This is a genomic window from Franzmannia qiaohouensis, assembly GCF_031451695.1.
Lineage (GTDB): Bacteria > Pseudomonadota > Gammaproteobacteria > Pseudomonadales > Halomonadaceae > Franzmannia > Franzmannia qiaohouensis.
The window spans coordinates 264206-280376 of sequence record NZ_JARWAM010000004.1 but is presented as its reverse complement, the minus strand read 5'-3'; the positions used below and the strand labels follow the sequence as shown (position 1 = coordinate 280376).

The 16171-nt window shown below is 66.4% G+C and carries 14 protein-coding genes; 7 read left to right on the top strand and 7 right to left on the bottom strand.

Features of this window, described 5'->3' with window-relative positions; all coding sequences use genetic code 11:
- Nucleotides 1-165: 165 nt before the first annotated feature.
- The 4 genes from QC821_RS07205 (at nucleotide 166) to QC821_RS07190 (ending at nucleotide 4836) form a co-directional block, all read left to right on the top strand.
- The gene (locus QC821_RS07205; protein ID WP_309718935.1) at nucleotides 166-1647 is read left to right on the top strand and encodes an NAD-dependent succinate-semialdehyde dehydrogenase; all 1482 of its coding nucleotides are present in this window, start codon (nucleotides 166-168) and stop codon (nucleotides 1645-1647) included.
- 269 nt (nucleotides 1648-1916) lie between these two features.
- Nucleotides 1917-3320: an aspartate aminotransferase family protein gene (locus QC821_RS07200; RefSeq protein ID WP_309718932.1), complete on the top strand. Its 1404-nt coding sequence runs from the start codon at nucleotides 1917-1919 to the stop codon at nucleotides 3318-3320.
- Between the two features lie 145 nt (nucleotides 3321-3465).
- Nucleotides 3466-4134, top strand: a complete 669-nt coding sequence (locus QC821_RS07195; protein ID WP_309718929.1) for a haloacid dehalogenase type II — start codon at nucleotides 3466-3468, stop codon at nucleotides 4132-4134.
- A gap of 231 nt (nucleotides 4135-4365) precedes the next feature.
- Complete coding sequence (locus QC821_RS07190) at nucleotides 4366-4836, top strand: DUF302 domain-containing protein (RefSeq protein WP_309718927.1); 471 nt, start codon at nucleotides 4366-4368, stop codon at nucleotides 4834-4836.
- Between the two features lie 8 nt (nucleotides 4837-4844).
- On the opposite strand, the gene QC821_RS07185 is transcribed toward QC821_RS07190, so the two are convergent.
- From QC821_RS07185 to QC821_RS07155, 7 genes are read right to left on the bottom strand one after another with little or no spacing between them, the layout of a single operon-like run.
- Complete coding sequence (locus QC821_RS07185; RefSeq protein WP_309718924.1) at nucleotides 4845-5489, bottom strand: TIGR04282 family arsenosugar biosynthesis glycosyltransferase; 645 nt, start codon at nucleotides 5487-5489, stop codon at nucleotides 4845-4847.
- On the bottom strand, nucleotides 5479-6159 hold the full coding sequence (locus QC821_RS07180) for a TIGR04283 family arsenosugar biosynthesis glycosyltransferase (protein ID WP_309718921.1): 681 nt from the start codon (nucleotides 6157-6159) through the stop codon (nucleotides 5479-5481). Before QC821_RS07180 ends, QC821_RS07185 begins: the two co-directional genes overlap by 11 nt.
- On the bottom strand, nucleotides 6156-6785 hold the full coding sequence (locus QC821_RS07175) for an ATP-binding cassette domain-containing protein (RefSeq protein WP_309718917.1): 630 nt from the start codon (nucleotides 6783-6785) through the stop codon (nucleotides 6156-6158). The genes QC821_RS07180 and QC821_RS07175 overlap by 4 nt, the downstream gene beginning before the upstream one ends.
- Complete coding sequence (locus tag QC821_RS07170) at nucleotides 6782-8476, bottom strand: ABC transporter permease (protein ID WP_309718914.1); 1695 nt, start codon at nucleotides 8474-8476, stop codon at nucleotides 6782-6784. The genes QC821_RS07175 and QC821_RS07170 overlap by 4 nt, the downstream gene beginning before the upstream one ends.
- 15 nt (nucleotides 8477-8491) lie before the next feature.
- The gene (locus QC821_RS07165; protein WP_309718912.1) at nucleotides 8492-9718 is read right to left on the bottom strand and encodes an ABC transporter substrate-binding protein; all 1227 of its coding nucleotides are present in this window, start codon (nucleotides 9716-9718) and stop codon (nucleotides 8492-8494) included.
- The gene (locus QC821_RS07160; RefSeq protein WP_309718909.1) at nucleotides 9718-10830 is read right to left on the bottom strand and encodes an aminoglycoside phosphotransferase family protein; all 1113 of its coding nucleotides are present in this window, start codon (nucleotides 10828-10830) and stop codon (nucleotides 9718-9720) included. The genes QC821_RS07165 and QC821_RS07160 overlap by 1 nt, the downstream gene beginning before the upstream one ends.
- A complete protein-coding gene (locus tag QC821_RS07155) occupies nucleotides 10821-11498 on the bottom strand; it encodes a DUF3047 domain-containing protein (protein WP_309718907.1) in 678 nt (225 codons plus the stop codon). The genes QC821_RS07160 and QC821_RS07155 overlap by 10 nt, the downstream gene beginning before the upstream one ends.
- 239 nt (nucleotides 11499-11737) lie before the next feature.
- Between QC821_RS07155 and QC821_RS07150 the strand changes: the two genes are divergently transcribed.
- The 3 genes from QC821_RS07150 to QC821_RS07140 all read left to right on the top strand — a co-directional run bounded on the left by QC821_RS07150 (nucleotide 11738) and on the right by QC821_RS07140 (nucleotide 16095).
- On the top strand, nucleotides 11738-13192 hold the full coding sequence (locus QC821_RS07150) for an NfeD family protein (RefSeq protein ID WP_309718904.1): 1455 nt from the start codon (nucleotides 11738-11740) through the stop codon (nucleotides 13190-13192).
- Between the two features lie 38 nt (nucleotides 13193-13230).
- Nucleotides 13231-14025, top strand: coding sequence for a slipin family protein (locus tag QC821_RS07145; protein WP_309718900.1), 795 nt, complete (start codon nucleotides 13231-13233; stop codon nucleotides 14023-14025).
- A 579-nt stretch (nucleotides 14026-14604) separates the two neighbouring features.
- Nucleotides 14605-16095, top strand: a complete 1491-nt coding sequence (locus QC821_RS07140) for a SulP family inorganic anion transporter (protein ID WP_309718897.1) — start codon at nucleotides 14605-14607, stop codon at nucleotides 16093-16095.
- The last annotated feature ends 76 nt before the right edge of the window (nucleotides 16096-16171 follow it).

Here is a 16171-nt window from a genome sequence, read left to right as displayed (position 1 = left end):
GGAGACAAAAAAAACCGCATCCCCCGCGGCGGCGAACGAAAAGTCTCGCCGCCGCCTGGGCGTTACCCTGTAGGCATGCAGCGAGCGGCACCAGCCGCTCGCGCCATGTTTTGCCAATGCCGGGTGCGCCATCAGACCGCCCCGGTGCATCAGGGGAGGTGTCCAATGACCCAGTCCATCAAGCTCGAAGATCCGCGCCTGTTTCGTCAGCACGCCTACATCGACGGCAAGTGGACCTACGGCGACGGTGGCCGCGACGAGGCGGTGACCGACCCCGCCACCGGTGCGGTGCTGGGGCACATCCCGCTGCTCGAGGCCGACCAGATCCGCGGCGCGGTGGATGCCGCCGAGGCGGCCTTCGTACACTGGCGTGCGCTGCGTGCCGACGAGCGCTGCGAGCGCCTGCTGGCCTGGTACGATCTGCTGCAGGCGCATCGCGAGGATCTGGCCACCATCATGACCCTCGAGCAGGGCAAGCCGATGCCCGACGCGCGTGGCGAGGTCGAGTACGGCGCCAGCTTCGTGCGCTGGTTCGCCGAGGAGGGCAAGCGCACCTTCGGCGAGACCATTCCCAGCCATATTCCCAACGCCGCACTCGGCACTCTCAAGGAGCCGGTGGGCATCGCCGCGCTGATCACGCCGTGGAACTTCCCGCTGGCGATGATCACCCGCAAGGCCGCGGCAGCGCTGGCCGCCGGCTGCACGGTGATCGTCAAGCCGGCCAACGAGACGCCGTTTTCGGCGCTGGCGCTGGCCGAGCTGGCCGAGCGCGCCGGGATCCCCGCCGGGGTCTTCAACGTGGTGCTCGGCGACCCGCCCGAGGTCTCAAAGATCCTGTGCGCCGAGGAGCGGGTCAAGGCACTATCGTTTACCGGCTCCACTCGGGTCGGCCGCCTGCTGCTCGAGCAGAGCGCCCATACCGTCAAGCGGGTCTCCCTGGAGCTGGGCGGTAACGCGCCCTTTATCGTCGGTCCCGACATGGATCCCAAGGAAGCGGCCCTGGCGGCAGTGGCCGCCAAGTTCCAGACCGCCGGCCAGGACTGCCTGGCGGCCAACCGCATCCTGGTCCACGAATCGATACACGATGCGTTCGTCGAGCACTTTGCCGAGCGCATGGCGGCGCTGACCGTGGGCAACGGCATGCAGAGCGAGGTCGATCTCGGCCCGCTGATTCACGGCCAGGCGGTGGAAAAGGCGGCGAGCATCGTCGACGACGCCCTGTCGCGTGGCGCGACCCTGGTCGCCGGCGACCAGAATCAGGCGCCGGGCCCCAACTTCTTCATGCCGGTGCTGCTCACCGGGGTGACGCCGCAGATGCAGGTGTGGCGCGAGGAGAACTTCGCGCCGGTGGCGGGGGTCACTGCCTACGCCGACGACGACCAGGTCATCGAGATGGCCAACGACACCGAGTACGGCCTGGCGGCCTACGTCTACACCCACGATATCCGCCGCATCTGGAAGCTGCTGCGTGCCCTGGAGTTCGGCATGGTCAGTGTCAACTCGGTGAAGATGACCGGCCCGCCGGTGCCGTTCGGCGGCGTCAAGCAGTCGGGCCTGGGTCGCGAGGGCGGCATCACCGGTATCGATGAGTATCTGGAAACCAAGTACTACTGTCTGGGCGCCCTGGGTTCGGTGTCGGGGAGCTAACGACGCTAGGAGACTGCCAGCGTATCCCCTCTCGCGATGCCCAAGAACGAAACCCTGACGCTGCGCTTGCGGACTGCGCGTCGGACCGGAACAAGGTCCCTCTTGCCGGTCCTCGATCGACATCCATGTCGATCGCCGCGGTCCGCGGCGCTTGCGCCAGCGTCCTTGGGTATATATCGCTCGATGGCACACCCTGGCAGCTGGCCTCAGACATTAGCAACACACATGTATACCCGCATGGGCGGGGATCAAAAAAAGAGAGAAGCGAGATGAGCCTGCACAAGGAATTGATCGACCGCGACCGCAAGGTCACCTTCCACGCCTCCACCCACCTGCGCGACTTCGCCCACGGCGACGCGCCGGGCCGGGTGATCAGCGGCGGCAAGGGCATCCATATCGTCGACAAGGACGGCCGCGAGTTCATCGACGGCTTCGCCGGGCTCTACTGCGTCAATATCGGCTACGGGCGCACCGAGGTGGCCGAGGCGATCTACCGCCAGGCGCTGGAGCTCTCCTATTACCACACCTACGTAGGGCACGCCAACGAGCCGCAGATCCAGCTCTCCGAAAAGATCCTCGAGCTGGCCGGGCCGGGCATGTCCAAGGTCTACTACGGCATGTCCGGTTCGGATGCCAACGAGACCCAGCTCAAGATCGTGCGCTACTACAACAACGTGCTGGGGCGGCCGGCGAAGAAGAAGGTCATCTCGCGGATGCGCGGCTACCACGGCTCGGGCATCGCCTCCGGCTCGCTGACCGGGCTCAAGGCGTTCCATGACCACTTCGATCTGCCCATCGAGACCATTCGCCACACCGAGGCGCCGTTCTACTATCAGCGCAGTGCCGAACAGGCGGGCATGAACGAGCGCGAGTTCTCGCAGCACTGCGCGACCAAGCTCGAAGAGATGATCCTCGCCGAAGGCCCGGAGACCGTTGCTGCCTTCATTGGTGAGCCGGTGCTCGGCACCGGCGGTATCGTGCCGCCGCCGGAGGGATATTGGGAGGCGATCCAGACGGTGCTGGCCAAGTACGACGTGCTGCTGATCGCCGACGAGGTGGTGTGTGGTTTCGGGCGCATCGGCACCGACTTCGGCAGCCACTTCTATGGCATCAAGCCCGACCTGATCACCGTCGCCAAGGGACTGACCAGCGCCTATCAGCCGCTCTCCGGGGTGATCGTCGGCGACCGCGTATGGCAGGTGCTGGAGCAGGGTACCGGTGAGTTCGGCCCCATCGGCCACGGCTGGACCTACTCCGGCCACGCCCTGGGCTGTGCCGCGGGCCTGGCCAATCTCGAGATCATCGAGCGCGAGGGCCTGACCCAGAACGCCGCCGAGACCGGCGGCTACCTGCAGCAGGCCATGGCCAAGGCGTTCGGCGATCACCCCATCGTCGGCAACGTGCGCGGCGTGGGCATGCTGGCGGCACTCGAGTTCTCGCCCGATCCTGCCAAGCGCACCGCGTTCGACCCGGCCCTCAAGGTCGGTCCGCGCATCGCCGCGGCGGCCATGGACGAAAACCTGATCGCCCGCGCCATGCCCCAGGGCGATATCCTCGGCTTCGCGCCGCCGCTGATCACCACCCGCGCCGAGGTCGACGAGATCGTCGCCCGCGCCCGGCGCGCCGTGGATCGGGTGCTCGACGAGCTGGCCAACAACGAAGATCTCAAGTAAGCCACACCCCCGGCGTGGCGTGCGCCCCCGCTCCCATGAGGAGACGGGGGCGCTTTACTTGGTGCGCTAGCGAGTTGTGCGCTGGGCGGCGCTGAGCCAAGCTGACAGCATCCAACAGCTACCGGTTGGCAAGGAGACGCACCGTATGGCAACGCTACTGGCCTTTGATGTTTACGGCACCCTGATCGATGCCCACGGCGTGGTCGCCGAGCTGGAGGAGCTGCTGGGCGAGGCCCGCGCGGCGGAGTTCTCGCGGCGCTGGCGCGACAAGCAGCTCGAGTACAGCTTTCGGCGCGGCCTGATGGGCGCCTATGCCGAGTTCTCGGTATGCACCCAGGAGGCGCTGGAGTACACCGATCGCGCACTGGGGACCCATCTCTCGGAGACCGCCAAGGAGCATCTGATGGCCGTCTACGGTCGGCTGCCAGCGTTCGCCGAGGTGCCCGAGGCGCTGGAGCAGCTGAGCCGCCGCGGCATCCGCTGCGTGGCCTTCTCCAACGGCACCCGCGAGGCGGTGGACGGCCTGCTGCGCCAGGCCGGCATCGACCAGCACTTCAGCGATATCGTCAGCGTCGACGAGATCAAGCGCTTCAAGCCCGACCCCGCCGTCTACTCCCATCTGCGCACCCGGCTCGAGGCCAGCGCCGCGGATACCTGGCTGATCTCCAGCAACGCCTTCGATGTGATCGGTGCCGGCCACGCCGGCCTGCATGCGGTGTGGGTGCGGCGCGGCAGCGAGGCGCCGTTCGACCCCTGGGGCGGCGAGCCGGACATGACGGTGAGCGATCTGCTGAGCCTGGCCGAGCGCTTCTGAGAGGGTGTCTACAAAAGGACTGCACTCGACAATACGTCGTTAAAAATTGACTCAATATGCTCATTTACACCCCGTAAACTCCGCTATTTCGTCAATTTTTGCCTCGTCTTGCCTTCGTTCGCCTGTTTTGTAAACACCCTCTGAGCGCGATGAACTTCCCCAGGGTCTCGCCATCCCATGTTGGCGGCCTACGCTTGCCTGGCCGGGCTCACCCACATGGAGGTAGACAGAATGATCATAAATCTCGCGTACATGGCGGCTGCACTGGCTGTTGGAGTCCTGGTCAGCGGCCCGTTGCATGCCGATGACACCCCACACGGCGTCGAACGGCTCAGCGGTAGTGCCAATATCGACGACGTCGAGGCGCGCCTGCGCGAGGCGCTGGACGAGCGCGAGCTGGCCCTGGTCGAGATGGTCGACCACGCCGCCAACGCCGCCAATGTCGACCTTGAGCTAGCTGACACCCGGCTGTTTCTGTTCGGTAATCCCGAGGTCGGTACACCGATGATGCAGTGCCAGGGCAGCGTGGCACTCGACTTGCCGCAGAAGATGCTGATTCGCCAGGACGGTGATCAGGTGCATATCGAGTGGAACGACCCGCACTACCTGGCCGAACGCCACGGCCTCGACGACTGCGAGTTGCCGCTGGACAACGTTGCTGGGGTGCTCTCAGAGGTGGCCAGCGAAGCACTGGGCAACTGATTCCCCCTTCAATCCCTGTCACGCTTGGTGCTTTCCAGTCCCGCCAGCAGCTGCGGGTGGCAGGTCAAGAGCCTGGCCAGGTCTGCGGGGCGGTCCAGGTCCCATACCGTCTCCAGGCAGGCCAGCCGATAACCGAGCGCGGCGGCCTTGCGTGCTGTCTGTTCCATTACCCGCGCGCTGCCCCAGTCGATGTCGGTGAACAGCCGTGGATCGGCGCGCTGCATGCCGATCAGCCCATAGCCACCGTCTTCGGCGGGCAGGCAGACCACATCGGCCTCTGCCAAGGCGCTATGGCAGCGACGCAGCAGCGAGGCGGACAGCATAGGGCAGTCGCTGCCGATCACTAGCCCCGGCTCTGCCATGGCCTCCAGCGCTGTCCAGATGCGCTGTCCCAGATCGCCTGAGGGCTGAGGATGCAGGCTAATGGCATACCTGGCAGCGAGTGACGTAAACAGCGGGTGGTCGTGCTGCAGCGCCGTCCACAGCGTCGTGCAAGGGGTGGCCTCGCAAGCGTTGGCCAGGGTGTGGCGCACCAGCCGTGCATGCAGGCGCGCTGCACCTTCGGCGCCCAGCGCAGGCATCAAGCGCGTCTTGGCATGACCGGGTAGTGGTGCCTTGGCCAATACGGCCAGTGGAAAGGCGTTAGCGCACATTGCGGTACGCCTTGGCGAGCCGCTCGGGCGATTCGCCGCGCCAGTAGCGCCAGCGTAGCTGCCACATCAATAGCACGGTACGGCACACGCCATGCGTTTCCCAGCGGCGTCCGCTGGTGCTGACCGTTGCCGACAGGCAGGCCGGCGCAGTGCGCTGCTTCAAGCGCCGCGACATTTCGATATCCTCCATCAGCGCTTGATCGGCAAAGCCACCCACCTCGTCGAAGGCCGCGCGGGTCATGAATATCCCCTGATCGCCGGTGGCGATGCCGGTGAGTCTGGAGCGCCAGTTCATGGCGGCGGCAATAACCGGCAGCCACGCATGCCTGCCCTCGATGCGAACATTGAAGCGCCCCCAGCAGCGCTCGCCGGCGAGGGCTGTCTCGATCAGGCGGTCGGCATCTTGCGGCAGGCGGGGGTCGGCATGCAGAAACAGCAGCCGGTCACCACGGCTGGCGGCCGCGCCGGCGTTCATCTGCGTGGCTCGCCCTGCTGGGCTGGTCAGCACCCGGTCCGCCAGTGGCGCCGCGCGCTCGCGTGTGAGGTCGCGGCTGCCGCCGTCGACCACGATCAGCTCGCCGGCGTGGTCACGCAGCGGCTGCAGTTCGCCGAGCAGAGCCGCAATGCGCTCGGCTTCGTCGAGGACGGGGATGATGATACTCAGGCTCATGATAGCTCGATCACCTGGCCACCGGCGTCCCTGGCGTCATCGCTGTCGTGAGTGACCAGCAGGCTGGGCAGGCCGGCGCCACGCAGTTGGTCGAACACCAGCTGGCGCATCTCGTGGCGAAGCGCCGTGTCGAGCTTGGAGAAGGGCTCGTCGAGCAGCACCGCTTGCGGCGCCGAGAGCAGCAGGCGCATCAGCGCGACCCGCGCCTGCTGGCCGCCGGACAGCGTGGCCGGGTCGCGCTGGCCGAAACCGGCCAGGCCGATGTCGGCCAGGGCGGTCTCGACCTTGGCCGCCTTGTCGGGCGTCGCCCGCGGCATGCCGAAGCGCAGGTTGCCAGCCACCGAGAGGTGCGGAAACAGCAGCGGGTCCTGGAACAGCAGGCCGATGCCGCGCTGTTCCGCCGGCAGCGCGGTGACGTCCTGCCCGCCGAGGAGAACCTGCCCAGAGGCCTGGAAGGCCGGGGCAAGAAACCCGGCGGCATAGGCCAGCAGGGTCGATTTTCCCGAGCCAGAGGGGCCCATCACGGTGAGCACTTCGCCGGGGGCGACGCGGGCGTCGAGCGCCAGCAGCGTTCTGCCGTGCAGGGCAATATGCACCTGGTTGAACTCGAGGCTGGGAGCAGTCATGGCGTTCCTCGCATTCCGCGGCGGTTGGTCCAGAGTAGCCGCGGCAGGCCCACGGCGATAATAAAGCCCAGCAGCGGCAGGCTGGCCTGGACCAGCGCCCAGACGCCGATCAGGCGGCGGTTGCCGCCGCTGGCCAGGGCTACCGCCTCGGTGGTGACGGTGGGCACGCGCCCGGCACCCAGCAGCAGGGTCGGCAGGTACTGACCTATGCTCACCGCCAGGCCCACCGCCATGGCGGTGAGCAGCGGCGCCAGCAGCATCGGCAGGCGCACCCGCCAGAAGGCGCCGTTGGGCGTGGCGCCGAGGGTCAGTGCGACCCGCGACCAGCGCGGATCGAAGCGCCGGTAGGCTTCCGACATTGACAGGAACACATAGGGCAGCACGAACAGCAGATGGCCGAAGATCACCAGCCAGCGAGTGGGGCGCGTACCGAGGGCTTCCATGACCACCACCAGGCCGAACAGGAAGGCGATCTGCGGCACGATCAACGGCAGGTAGAGCAGGGTGAGTGCCGACGTGAGCCGGCCCTGGGCCGGCTGGCGCCCGCTGCGCTGCTCGTGCTCCAGGGCGGCGAGTACCAGTCCCACGGCGAGTAGCGTCGCCGTACTGGCGATCATCAGCGTGGCCGCCACCGGCCCGCCCAACGCGGGCAGCGCGCGCTGCCAATGCTGCAGCGTAAAGGTCTGGGGCAGGCCGTCGGGGAAGCGCCACACGCCAGCCAGGGAGTTGAGGGCCAGGCCGGCGATGCCGACCAGCGCGGTCGCTGCGGCCAGCAGGATCAGCGCCTTGCCAGCCAGGCGCAGTGCCCGCTCGCCGCGCTGGCGCTGACCGCCGGCCACCCAGCCACGACCGAGGCGCCGCACCACGCACTCCAGCCCCCACCAGCTGGCCAGCGCCGCCAGCGTCACCCCCAGCTGTAGCAGGGCGCCGGCCGAGGCCATGAAACGTCGCGACAGGTCCGGGTCGTTGAACCAGGTGAGAATCGATACCGCCAGCGTCGGCGGCAGGGTCGGGCCGAGGATCATCGCCACGTCGACCACTGAGGAAGCGTAGGCGATGACCGCGAACACCGGCAGCCGAATCAGCGGATAGAGCGATGGTACCACCACCTTCAGCCAGGCAATGGTCGGCCTATAGCCCAGCGAACGGGCCATCGCGACGCGCCGTTCGGCGTCGAGCTGGTGCAGGGCCGCCAGACTCATCAGCAGCAGGAAGGGGATCTCCTTGATCACCAGCCCAGCCATCAGCGACAGCCCCCAGGGGTCGTTGACGATGAGCAGGTCCGGCGGGCGCTCCCAGCCGCTCAGCGCCGGCGAGGCGAACCGTGCCAGCAGCCCTGAGGGGGCAATCAGAAAGGCCAGGCCGAAGGCCGCCGCGGCGTGGGGGATCGACAGCAGCGGCGAGACCATGCGCCGGATCCAGCGATCCAGCCGGCTGCCCGACGCCGCGGCCAGGAACAGCAGCACCACCGCAAGCGACACCGCCGTGGTGGCCAGGCCGCTGATGAAGCTGATTGCCACCGAGCGCGCCAGGCCCGGCTGGGTCATCAGTGCCCGCCACGGGTCGAGGCTGAAGGCGTCGCCGCCGAGCGCCGGCAGATAGCCGAAGGCGGGCAGGGCGGCCATGGCCAGCCCGGCCAGGATCGGCCCCACCAGCAGGGCGGCAATCAGCCAAGGGGCAAGTCTCAGCATTAGATCGCCTGGTGATCAGCGGCCAACGTAGCGGGCCTGCCAGGCCTCGGCCAGGGCGTCTACCCAGCTGGGGTGAGGCTGACCGAGCACCTCGCCGAGTTCATCCGGCGGCAGGGTGGCGATGCCCAGGTCGATGTCGTCGAAACGCGCGCGGTCGTCGGGTTCGAGGGTCTCCAGCGACAGCACCGTATTGCTGCCCCAGACCAGCGGGTCCTGCTTGTGGGCCTGGGCCGCGGGGCTCAGCAGGTAGTTGGCCACCACCATGGCGCCGGCCTTGTGCTGGGCGTTGTAGGGGATCGCCATGAAACTCATGTTGCCGATCATGCCGTGGTCGTGCACATAGCTGCGCACGCTGTCGGGCAGCTCGAAATTGGCAATTGCGCCGGAGGCCTCGGTGGTGCTGAAGGAGAGCGCGATGCTGATCTCGCCGTCGCCCATCAGGCGGCGCAGCTCCGAGCTGTTGCCAGGAAAGGCCCGGCCGCTGCGCCACAGCAGTGGATGCAGCTCATCCAGGAATGCCCACAGTGGTGCCGTGACCGCCTCGAAGTCCTCTTCCTGCATCGGCTCGTAGAGGATCTCGGTGTCATCGGCCAGCTCCAGCAGTGCCTGGGTAATGAAGGCGTTGCCGAGGAAGTTGGGCACCCGGGCATAGGTGAATTCGCCGGGATTGTCGTGTGCCCAGTCGAGCAGCTCGGGCATCGAGCGCGGGTGGCTATCGACCAGTGCGGTGTCGTAGTAGAAGACCACTTGTGAGCTGCTCCAGGGCGACTCTAGCCCATCCACCGGGATGGTCCAGTCGTAGCGTACCGCCGGGGTATTGTCCGGATCGGTCAGTGGATAGTGGGGCAGCTGCTCCGACCAGGGGCCGAACAGCAGGTCATTGGCCTTCATGGTGGCGAAGTTCTCGCCGTTGATCCAGATCATGTCGACATTGCCGCGCTCGTCGTTGCCGGCCTGTTTCTCTGCCAGCACCCGCGACACCGCCTCGGCGGTGTCGCTGAGTTTTACATGCACCAGCTCGATGTCGTAACGCTCGGCGACCCGGTCGGCGGTCCACTGGATGTAGTCGTTGGTGCGCTCCTCGCCGGCCCAGGCGTACCAGTAGACGGTCTGGCCGCGTGCCTCCTCGACCACCGACTGCCAGTCGCCGGGGTCGGGGGCGGCCAGGGCGGTGGGGCTGGCGAGCAGGGCGAGGAGCGGCAGGCTGGCGGCGAGAGCGTGACATGAACGAGGCAGTGACATCAGCGTTGGGTTCCTTGTGACTGGCTGAGATTGACGTGGGGAGCGGTGGATAAGGGGCGCCGCGCATCGTCGCCGAAGGCGGCAGCGAGGGTGCGAAACTCCGCGACCATGGCCTCGACCACCGGTGCCGAAAGATAGTGTGCCACGCGGTCCTGCACGTGGTCGTTGAGGGCATCGCTGTTGTGCTGGCGTGACCAGTCCTGGCCGCGGGCATCGCGCAGCGGCGGCGCCCCCGAGGTCACCTGCCACTTGGCACACCAGGTGATCGACCACAGCCACATGGCGCGGCGCAGCGGCAGGTGCCAGGCGCGATGGGCGCGGCCCGCCTCACCCATGGCCTGCTCCCAGGCGGCGTAGGCGTCGAGGACGGTATCGCAGTCGAGCACCGCCTGGCTGTTGAGGTCCCAGGTGGTAGAGGTATACAGCGTGGCATGGGCGAGGTCGAAGCCCGGGTAGCTGTAGCGGGCCTTTTCCAGGTCGACCATCCAGGCCTGGCCGTGGCCGTCGATCAGGAAATTGCCGGGATGGGCATCGAAGGTGATCAGCCGCGGAGGGGGGCGGCCGGGCGAATCGAGGGTGGCGGCGAACTGCTCGAGCTCGCCGCGAATGGCGCGCTCGACTGACGCCTCGAGGCCGGCCTCGGCCAGGTAGCGTGCCTGGTCGAGTACTTCATGATGCATCGCCGCCAGCGGGTCGTGGGGTGCCAGCAGCGGGGCGCGCCCGGGCGCGTCGGGCAGCGGCAGGCGGTGGATGGCGGCCAGGCTGTGCATCAGCGCCGTCAGGTCCTCGGGCAGCGCGGCGTGGCGCCCCTCGATAGCCTTGACCACCAGCGCGCCGCGGGGCAGCGAGGAGGCCGGTGGCAGGCGCTCGGCCAGGGCCGGCGTTACGCCACTGGGCTCGGCGCGTGCGAAGCAGCACGCCTCATAGGTCAGATGCGTCTCCGGCTCCAGGCCCATCTGACTCTGCTTGGGAATGCGCAGCAGCCAGCCGCTGCTGCCCAGATGCAGGTGGGCATGAGCCAGGCCGCTGTCTTCCAGGCGCAGCAGCGGCGCATCGGCCCAGGGGGTGTTGGCCAGGGCGCTGCGGACGGCGTCGAGGGAGATTACGGACATGTCGGCGCCTCGTTGCTGGATGACAGGCCGAGATGGGTGAACCAGGCGGTACCGTCGACCCCGGCGTTATCGCCGTCGACCATCAGTGCCAGGCCGTCGATGCTGTCGACGCGGTCGCCGAACAGCGTCTCGAAATCCTCGCGCAGGTCACGCACCTCGGCGACCCACTCGCCGACCCGCGCCTCGCCGCCCTGCAGGGCCAGCAGCTGAGCGCGGGAGGTGAAAGCGTTGGGCCAGCTGCTACCGGCCGCCTGGGTCGATGACCATACGTAGTTGACCGACTGAACCTGCCACGGCAGCAGACCGGTCTTGCGCGCCACGTAGACCCGCCCGGGGTAGTCGTCGCCTGCCCTGGTGGTTTCATCGAGTCCCGGGTAGATGCCGTCAACCTGCCAGCACCAGTGCAGGTAGGGGGTCTCGTCGAGGTCGAACTCGCCTTCCAGGTACTTGGCTGACGCCTGCTGGCGTGCGCGGGCCTGGAGCACCTCGTGACCATCCTTGTCGACCAGGCAATATTCGGTCTCGCCTTCGAAGGAGCGTGTCGGCCAGTCGATGATGTCGGCCGCCTCGAAGCGGGTCTCCTGATGGGGGGTGGCGGCGCTGGCCAGTACTTGCCAGCTGACGGCGAGAACCAGAATCGTGCCTGAGAGCGGCAATGCCGGGTGCATACGAGATCCTTGTAATAGCAATGACTCAGGCTCAGTCGCCGCCAGCGACGCAGCCTTACAACTTATCTTGACCCTGTTGCAGCCCGTGGGTGCCATGCTCGCCTTTCAACGCTGGGCGGTAGCGACCATGCTGGAATTGGAGTGTCGTCGCAGGCTCGGTGAATGGCTAGCCGAAGCCGAGTGAACGAACGTGCGCTCCAGGCATCACACCAGTAATGCTAACGTGAGGCACAGGGATCATGTTAACGAGCGAGCGCGTCTTCCGGCGGCGCTGGCTGCTATGGGCCAGCCTGCTGAGCCTAATGGTCGGCGCCCTGCTGGCCTGGCACACCCAGGCCCAGGAGCAGCAGCGCACGGCACTGCTGATGACCATCGATGGCGCCATCGGCCCCGCGACCAGCGACTACTTTCAGCGCGGCTTGCGCCAGGCAAGCGAGGACGGCGCCGAGCTGGTGATCGTACAGCTCGATACCCCCGGCGGTCTCGACGCCTCGATGCGCGACATGATTCGCGCCATGCTCACCGCCGACGTGCCGGTGGCCATCTACGTCTCGCCCAGCGGTGCACGCGCCGCCAGCGCTGGCACCTACCTCACCTACGCCAGCCACGTGGCGGCCATGGCTCCGGCAACTCATCTCGGCTCGGCCACGCCGGTGCAGATGGGCGGTGGCGGCCTGCCGGGTATCGGCGACGATGATGCCGACGACGCCAACGGTGCCCAGGACGATGAGGCCGCCAATGGCGAGGAAGAAGCAGCCAACGGCAATGACGAGGCCGAACCCGCGCCGCGACGCGGCGAGACCGCCATGGAGCGCAAGGTGCTCGAGGATGCGGTGTCCTATATCCGAGGGCTCGCCGAGCGCCATGGGCGCAACGCCGACTGGGCCGAGGAGGCGGTGCGCGAAGCGGTCAACCTCACCGCCCCCCAGGCGCTGGAGTTGAACGTCATCGACGTGGTCGCCAGTGACGTCGACGACCTGCTGGCACAGATCGACGGCCGCGAGGTGGTGATGGAGCGCGGCGAGCGCACCCTGGAGACCGCCGACCTGGCCATCGAACGCTTCGATCCCGATTGGCGCACCCAACTGCTGTCGGTGATCACCAACCCCAATGTCGCCTACTTCCTGATGATCATCGGCTTCTACGGGCTGATCTTCGAACTCTCCAGCCCCGGTAGCCTGATTCCCGGCACTATCGGCATCATTTCGCTGCTGCTGGCGCTGTTCGCCTTCCAGGTGCTGCCCATCAACTACGCCGGTCTGGCCTTGATTCTTGCCGGCCTGGCGCTGATCGTGGGAGAGGCGCTGATGCCGAGCTTCGGGGTGCTCGGCATTGGCGGCATAGTGGCTTTCGTAATCGGCTCGGTGATTCTGATGGACGCAGACAACCTGCAGGTATCTCTGCCGCTGATCGGCGGCGTGGCCCTGATCGCCGCGGTCTTCATGCTGTGGACCATGACCCGCTTCATGGGACTGCGCAAGACCCGGGTGCGCACCGGTCAGGAGGAACTGATCGGCGCACGCGCCGTGGCGCTGGAAGATTTCGAAGGCGCGGGGCGCGTCAGGCTGCACGGCGAGTCCTGGAAGGCCCATAGCCCCACGCCGGTGAGCAAGGGCCAGACGCTGACGGTCACGGCTCTCGACGGCCTGACCGTCGAGGTGGCCCCGCGGGACAGCGCCGAGCAGCCTGGCTAACCACTTCGCCTAAAAACCTCACGCAAGGAGAGTCAGCCATGATGATTTCCTATCTCGTCCCGCTGGTATTGGTGGTGATGATACTGGCGGCATCGATCCGCATCCTGCCGGAGTACAAGCGCGGCGTGGTGTTCTTCCTCGGCCGCTATCAGGCGGTCAAGGGGCCGGGCTTGATCATCATCATCCCCGGCATCCAGAAGATGGAGGTAGTCGACCTGCGCGTGATCACCATGGATGTGCCTGAGCAGGATGTCATCTCCCAGGACAACGTCACCGTCAAGGTCAATGCGGTGCTCTACTTCCGGGTCGTCGACCCGGAGAAGGCGATCATCCAGGTCGAGAACTTCACGGTGGCGACCAGCCAGCTGGCTCAGACCACGCTGCGTTCGGTACTCGGCAAGCACGACCTGGACGAGATGCTCTCGGAGCGTGACAAGCTCAATAACGATATCCAGGAGATCATCGACGCCCAGACCGAATCCTGGGGGATCAAGGTGGCCAACGTCGAGATCAAGCATGTCGACCTCGACGAGAGCATGATTCGCGCCATCGCCCGTCAGGCCGAGGCGGAGCGCGAGCGGCGCGCCAAGGTGATTCACGCCGAGGGTGAGCTGCAGGCCTCCAAGAAGCTGGTCGAAGCCGCCAACGTCATGGCCGAGAACTCCGCCGCCCTGCAGCTGCGCTACCTGCAGACCATGAGCGATATGAGCAACAAAAACGCCTCGACCATCGTCTTCCCGCTGCCAATGGACATCATGGAGGCCTTCAAGCAGATGAAGGCATCGCCTGCCGCCCAGGCGCGTACCCAGGCCCCCTCCGATCCCGAGGCGTGACCTCTCCGGCCTGCCGCCCCGGCAGGCCTCTTCCCCCGAGAGGTAGTCGCAGTTACACCTCTGAGCAAAGGGACGCCGGGGACAGGTCGAAGAGGAGGTTTGCGCCATGGATGGCGCAAGATAGCGCCCAGGGATGGGTTCACAGCGCCTCCTCGCAGGCCTGTCGACGGATCAGTTCCGAGCGGTGCTGCCTAAATCTGCGATAGCCCTGTCTTCCCCCACCCCTCAGATGCAATGCAGCGTAAGTTCTGCTAGACTCCGCGGCTCGCATGTGGTCAGCGCTACTACCAAGGTCTAACACCTTGAAGCCAGTGGCGCGACCCGTCACCCGATTCGAGTAACGGACCCCCAGCCGTGACGACCAGCAGCACCCTCCGGGACGGCGCCACGCCGCCCTAGCGTACTTCCCCTTCTTGGCGATGCCTTGCTCATCGTCAGGCACGCTCGTGTCCGATCAGCCATACCCTGTTAGCCACCTGGCCGACACCCGATGGTTCTTTTCAGCGCTGCGCGATCGCGTGCCGACAGCACCCTGGCGCCCTACGGGCATGATCATCACATCATCGACTGGACCGCAGAATGTTCGAAACAATCAAGCAGAGCTGGTTCTCCAACCTCAAGGGCGACACCCTCGCCGGCATCGTCGTCGCACTGGCGCTGATTCCCGAGGCCATCGCCTTCTCGATCATCGCCGGGGTCGACCCCAAGGTCGGCCTCTACGCCTCCTTCTGCATCGCCGTGATCATCGCTTTCACCGGCGGCCGCCCGGGCATGATCTCCGCTGCCACCGGCGCCATGGCGCTGCTGATGGTGACCCTGGTGCGTGACCACGGCCTGGAATACCTGCTGGTGGCCACCCTGCTCACCGGGGTGCTGCAGATCGTCGCCGGCTATCTCAAGCTCGCCGAGCTGATGCGCTTCGTATCGCGCTCGGTGGTCACCGGCTTCGTCAATGCCCTGGCAATCCTGATCTTCATGGCTCAGCTGCCGGAGCTAACCGGCGTTACCTGGCACGTCTATGCCATGACGGTGGCGGGCCTGGCGATCATCTACGGCTTTCCCTACCTGCCGGTCATCGGCAGGTCGATTCCCTCGCCGCTGGTCTGCATCGTCGTGCTGACCGCGGTGTACATGATCAGCGGCATGGATATCCGCAGCGTGGGTGATATGGGCGAGCTGCCGGATACCCTGCCGGTATTCCTGTGGCCGGACGTGCCGCTCACCCTCGAGACACTGTGGATCGTGCTGCCCTATGCGCTGATGCTCACCGTGGTCGGCCTGCTGGAGTCGATGATGACCGCCACCATCGTCGACGACCTCACCGATACGCCCAGTGACAAGAACCGCGAGTGCAAGGGCCAGGGCATCGCCAATATCGGCTCCGGCTTGATGGGCGGCATGGCCGGCTGCGCGATGATTGGCCAGTCGGTAATCAACATCAAATCCGGCGGGCGGACTCGGCTGTCGACCCTGATTGCCGGGGTGGTACTGCTGATGATGGTGGTGTTCCTCTCCGAATGGGTGTCACAGATCCCCATGGCGGCGCTGGTGGCGGTGATGATCATGGTCTCCATCGGTACCTTCAGCTGGGCCTCGATCCGCGACCTCAAGAAGCACCCGATGAGCACGAATATCGTGATGCTGGCCACCGTGGTGACCACGGTGGGCACCCATAACCTGGCCATCGGCGTATTCGTCGGCGTGCTGCTGGCAGCGATGTTCTTCGCCAACAAGGTCGGCAACATCCTGTATATAGGCTCCGAAGAGGCCGACGGAGGCAGCCGCCGCATCTACCGGATCGTCGGCCAGGTGTTCTTCGCCTCCTCCGAGCGCTTCGGTGAGTCCTTCGACTTCAAGGAAACCGTGGAGAAGGTCACCATCGACCTGTCCCGCGCCCACTTCTGGGACATTACCGCCGTCCAGACCCTGGATCGGGTGGTGATCAAGTTCCGCCGCGAGGGCACCGAGGTCGAGCTGATCGGGCTCAATGAAGCCAGCGCCACTATCGTCGACCGCTATGCGGTGCACGACGACCCCGCCGCGGTCGAGAAACTGATGGGCGGGCACTGAGTCGCCTCGGCCCGCATGGCGCTGTGCTAATTCGGGCCGATGGTGTAGAACGAGGTGTTATAGCTTGAGAGTAACG